Annotated in this window: 5 protein-coding genes; 1 reads left to right on the top strand and 4 read right to left on the bottom strand. The window is 61.3% G+C overall.

Annotated features, from left to right (window positions below; translation table 11 throughout):
- Positions 1–1,242: ABC transporter substrate-binding protein (locus EN964_RS24870; protein ID WP_164775975.1), on the bottom strand; the 1,242-nt coding region annotated here is incomplete at its 3' end.
- A 160-nt stretch (positions 1,243–1,402) separates the two neighbouring features.
- Positions 1,403–2,683, bottom strand: coding sequence for an acetylornithine deacetylase/succinyl-diaminopimelate desuccinylase family protein (locus EN964_RS24865; RefSeq protein WP_127269347.1), 1,281 nt, complete (start codon positions 2,681–2,683; stop codon positions 1,403–1,405).
- A 222-nt stretch (positions 2,684–2,905) separates the two neighbouring features.
- On the opposite strand from EN964_RS24865, the gene EN964_RS24860 reads away from it, so the two are divergent.
- Positions 2,906–3,334: a L,D-transpeptidase gene (locus tag EN964_RS24860; RefSeq protein ID WP_023812266.1), complete on the top strand. Its 429-nt coding sequence runs from the start codon at positions 2,906–2,908 to the stop codon at positions 3,332–3,334.
- Between the two features lie 61 nt (positions 3,335–3,395).
- On the opposite strand, the gene EN964_RS24855 is transcribed toward EN964_RS24860, so the two are convergent.
- Together EN964_RS24855 and EN964_RS24850 are read right to left on the bottom strand one after the other, a co-directional pair.
- Positions 3,396–4,379 (bottom strand): lipid A biosynthesis lauroyl acyltransferase, encoded by a 984-nt coding sequence (locus EN964_RS24855; protein ID WP_164748868.1) that lies wholly within the window; start codon positions 4,377–4,379, stop codon positions 3,396–3,398.
- Positions 4,380–4,392: 13 nt separating this feature from the next.
- On the bottom strand, positions 4,393–4,796 hold a 404-nt coding region (locus EN964_RS24850), incomplete at its 5' end, for a zinc-binding dehydrogenase (protein ID WP_164775974.1).

Raw genomic sequence — 4,796 nt, 5'->3', positions numbered from 1 at the left:
GTAATAGTCCTTGCGCGAATAGATATCGATGTCGTTGGGCTCGGTGTGGGAGACGATGGTCAGGTCGTAATCCTTCTTGGTGAACACCTGATCCAGCCACTGCGCCCATTCGACCGGGATGATCTCCAGATCGATGCCGACGTCGCGAAGTTGTGAGGCTATGATTTCGCCACCGAGGCGGGCATAGGCGGGCGGCGGCAGTTTCAGCGTCGCCTTGAAGCCGTTTTCGAGGCCTGCCTCTTTCAGCAATTCCTTGGCCTTGGCGACATCATGCTGGTAGCGGCCGGTGAGGTCGACATAATCCTTGCTGGCCGGCGACATGTGCGAGCCGATCGGCTGGCCGAGGCCGGCCGAGGCGCCGTCGATGATCGCCTTGCGATCGAGCGCGCAGGAGATCGCCTGCCTCACCTGCAACTTGTCGAAAGGAGGCTTCTTGTTGTTGATCGACAGGATGGTCTCACCCTCGGTCGAGCCGATCACCACCTTGAAGCGCGGATCGTCCTTGATCTGCGCGAGGCTGTCGGCATCGAAGAACGGGAAAGCCTGGATGTCGCCGGAAAGCAGGGCCGGCACATAGGCCGCGGCATCGGGCACGATGCGGAATTCGGCCTTGTCGAGGGACGCCGGTGTGCCCCAGTAATTGTCCGATTTGACCAGCGTGATCGACGATCCCTTGGCCCAGCTCTGGAACTTGAACGGGCCGGTGCCGATCGGTTTCTCCTTGTTGGTCTCTGCCGATTCCGGCGCCACGATCACCGCGTCACCCCAGCCCATATTGTAGAGGAAGGATCCCTGCGGGTTCTTCAGCGTCACTTTGACGGTCGCCGGATCGACGACGTCTATCGTATCGATGGCCGCGAATAGGCCCTTTTGCGCGTTGACCGAATTTTCGGCGCGGGCTCGATCGAGCGAGAATTTCACGTCGCCGGCATCGAAGTCGGTGCCGTCATGGAATTTCACGCCGGTGTGCAGCTTGAAGGTGTAGACCTTTCCATCATCGGAAATGGTCCAGCTTTCGGCCAGATCCGGCAGCACCTCGCCAGTGGGCCCGATGCGTGTCAGGCCCTCGAACACATTGGCATATAGAACCTCGTCGATTGCCGCGGCGGCACCTGCGGTCGGATCGAGATGCGGGGGTTCGAGCGGAATGCCGATGACCAGGTCGGTCCGCGCGGCAAACGCGGAAGCGCCGGCGGCCAGCGACAGCACCGCGGCCGCCAGGATGGTTTTCCACAGTTTCATCGTGCGACTCCCCATGCGTTTCAGACACGTGCTCGAACCCGGGCGATAGAAGCGTGATTTCGCCGCGGAGTAAATTGCGTTTCGTTCTGCCCGTTGGCGTGGCCGGGAATGTTTTGTCCTGGCCACTGCATCGGCAGGTCGAAGCTTGTCGCGGTGCGCCTTACCCCGCGGCTGTGCCGCGCAGCAGCACGTTGAGCCCTATCGCCATCACCTTGGCCGATTCTACCATGTCCGCTATCCCGACCCATTCGTCCGGCCGGTGGGCGAGGTCGAGAATGCCCGGCCCATAGGCGATGCAATCATAGATATGGCCGATGCGCGCAATGTGCTTCTGGTCGTAGGTGCCGGGCGAAATGACATAGCCGGGTTCGCGGTCGAAGATCGCCATGATGCCTTGCGCAACCGCCTTGACCACCGGGGCGTCGCGCTCGGTCATCAGCGGCAGCACTTCCATCAGGTCGCGGATTTCGTAGTCGAATTTTGTCCGCTCGCGCTTTAGCCGGTCGAGAATACCGGTCACTTCGCCTTTGACGGTGTCGAGATCTTCCTCCAGCAGGAAACGACGGTCGATGGTCAGCCGGCAGGAGTCGGGCACGTTGGGCGACGGCAGGCCGGGCCGGAAGTCCTCGGTCTGGCCGCCATGGATCGAATTGATGTTCATGGTCGAGCGTTTTGCCCCTTCGGGCACGACCGGCATGCGCGTCATCTTACGGTCAAGCGCAGGGAACAGCTCGTCCTCGAAAGCCCTCAGCACGGCGCCCATGTGGCGCACCGCATTGTCGCCGAGAAACGGCATCGAGCCGTGCGCGATCTCGCCCTTGGTCTCGATCTCCGCCCACCAGACGCCGCGATGCCCGAGGCAGATGCGATCCTTGTTGAGCGGCTCGGGAATGATGACGTGGTCGACCCTGGGTTTTGAGAAATAGCCTAGTCTGGCCAGATGGGCGACGCCGCCGAAGCCGCCGGACTCCTCGTCGACGGTGCCGGATATTTCGATGGCGCCGGGAAAGTCGGGGAAGACTTCCAGGAAGGCTTCGGCTGCGATGATCGAGGCGGCCAGTCCGCCCTTCATGTCGCAGGCGCCGCGACCATAGACCTTGCCGTCTTTGACGATGCCGGCAAAAGGATCGACGGTCCAGCCGTCGCCGGCTTCGACCACGTCGATGTGCGAGTTGAAGTGGACGCAGGCGCCTGACGATCTTCCGTCGAAACGGGCAACGACATTGACGCGCGGGTAGCGGTCGGTGTCGCCGGGCGTGCCTTCGGCGCGGATGAATTCGGTCTCGAAACCACTCTTCTTCAGCCGCGCGCCGAGATATTCGGCGCATGGCCGATAGGCCTCGCCGGGTGGATTGATGGTCGGAAAACGGATCAGCTCAGTGGTCAGCGCGACGACATCGTCGCGCCTGTCATCGATTGCCCGGAGGAGTCGCTCGTTCATGCCCAGAGTTGAGCAGCGATCTCGGCGGTTTTGCAAGCCCGTTGGTGATCGAGCCTGTGCGGCGTGTCGTTGCGGCAACTATTGCGGGAAATCGTTCAAATTCGCTGCTTTGGATTGGCGAATTGGTCAAGGTGTGTGTGTTAGCCCGTTCATCTGCCATTAAAAAGATGAGAGACAATTTGAGGGCAGGCAGGTTAGGGGCAATCAAAGGGGTTTGATCGCATGAAAAAGACAGTTCTCATGGCAGCCGTGTTTGTTGCGATGCTGTTCGGTGCTTCGGGGCAGGGCTGGGCAGCCAGCCTCGTTGCAAATATTGACGTGTCTTCGCAGACGATGACCGTCAGATATGGCGCGTCGGTTTACCGGTGGAGCGTCTCCACCGCGCGCAAAGGTTACATTACGCCGCGCGGCAGCTATCGGCCGCAACGGACGGCGCGGATGTGGTATTCGCGCAAATACGACATGTCGCCAATGCCTCATTCGGTGTTCTTCCGCGGCGGCTATGCCATTCACGGCACCGGCGCGGTGAGGCAGCTCGGGCGCCCGGCATCGCATGGCTGTGTGCGCTTGCACCCGACCAATGCCGCCGCCTTCTATGCGATGGTTCGGCAAGCCGGTTTCGGCAATACGCGCATTGTCGTCACCAACTGAAGAGATTCAGGTTCGCTGTTGTCGGCTGGCGCAGGGCTAATACCCTCGCCAGCAGTTCCGTTTAAGCGTTCGGGACCGCTTTTGCCTGCGAGGGCCGCTTTCGACGCCCGCCGCTGATCTCCCACCTTTTGTGGAACCACATCCACTGGCCGGGATCTTCTCGCACCCAGCGTTCGACGACATCGTTGAGACGCTGGGTGGTGGCGTGGACATCGACGCTGCCGTCAGCCGTGCGCGGCAATGTCAGCTTGTCCTCGATTTCGAGCCGGAAGCGGTTGCCTGGCAGCCTGATGCAGCGAGCCGGATAGACGTCGCAGTCATAGTGACGGGCAAGGGTGGCCAGCACCCGATTGCTCTGGCACGGACGGCCGAAGAATGTCGTCTCCAGTCCGCTGGAGAATTTCTGGTCGACAAGGATGCCGATGTTGCCGCCGTTCTCCAGGACCCCGGCCAAGGCGAATGAGGCACCGGCCATCGATGGCAGCAACGAGCCCATGGTCGAGCGGCGCGTCGAGAGGATGTAGTCGGCAAGATAAGGATTGTTGGGTGGGCGAAACAGCGCCGTGATGTTCATGCCGAAGGTCGCCGCCGCCACCGGCAGAAGTTCGAAATTGCCGAGATGGCCGGTAAAGACGATGTGCGGCTTCACTTCGCTGGCGATTTCGAGGAAGTGGTCCGCTCCTTTGACCTCGATGCGGCCGGGCTTGATCGCTGTAGGGTCATAGTCGAAGAGGGCGTCGAGAAAGATGTATTCCGCGGCAAGACGGGCCATGTTGCCCCACATGTCTGAGGCGATCGCCTGGATCTCGGCTTCGCCCTTTTCCGGATAGGCCTTGCGCAGATTGTCGACGGCGACCTGATGGCGTCCCACCCGGGGGCCGACCATGCGTGCGGCGCGGTCGGCGAAATTCAACGCACTGTCGGCCGGCAGCAGGCGCAGGACCGAGATGATCATCATTGCGGCGCGCGCCACCAGCCAGTAATTGAGCTGGCGCAGTTGCCTGCCGTAGCGAAATTTTAGATCCCGGCGGAACTTCTTGAACACAGAGGTCAAGGCTCTAGCCGACGCGCAGGATGATCTTGCCGAAAACGTCGCGGCCTTCCATGCGCTTCAGCGCGGCGTCGATACCGTCGAAGCCGACTTCGGTGTCGATGACGGGTGCGACCTGTCCCGCCGCCATTTTCTGCATGGCGTTGGCCATGTTTTCCATGCGGCAGCCAAACGAGCCAAGCAGTTTCAATTGCTGCTGGAACAGCTGCATCAGATTGATCTGCGTCGACACGCCGGAAGTCGAACCGCAGGTCACCAGGCGGCCGCCGCGCTTCAGGCACAGCATCGAGGCGGCAAAAGTGTCGGCGCCGACATGTTCGAAGACGACATCGACGCCCTTCTTCTTGGTCAGCTTGCGCACGACGCCCTCGAAACGGTCGTCGCGGTAGTTGATGACATGGTCGGCGCCGA

Source organism: Mesorhizobium sp. M7A.F.Ca.CA.001.10.2.1 (genome assembly GCF_003998575.1).
Classification (GTDB): Bacteria; Pseudomonadota; Alphaproteobacteria; order Rhizobiales; family Rhizobiaceae; genus Mesorhizobium.
This window is presented reverse-complemented; position numbering and strand designations above follow the sequence as displayed.

What these genes read in the sequence shown, in the direction of transcription:
- EN964_RS24865 (WP_127269347.1), bottom strand. Translation starts at nt 2,683, where the DNA reads ATGAACGAGCGACTCCTCCGGGCAATCGATGACAGGCGCGACGATGTC.
- EN964_RS24860 (WP_023812266.1), top strand. Translation starts at nt 2,906, where the DNA reads ATGAAAAAGACAGTTCTCATGGCAGCCGTGTTTGTTGCGATGCTGTTC.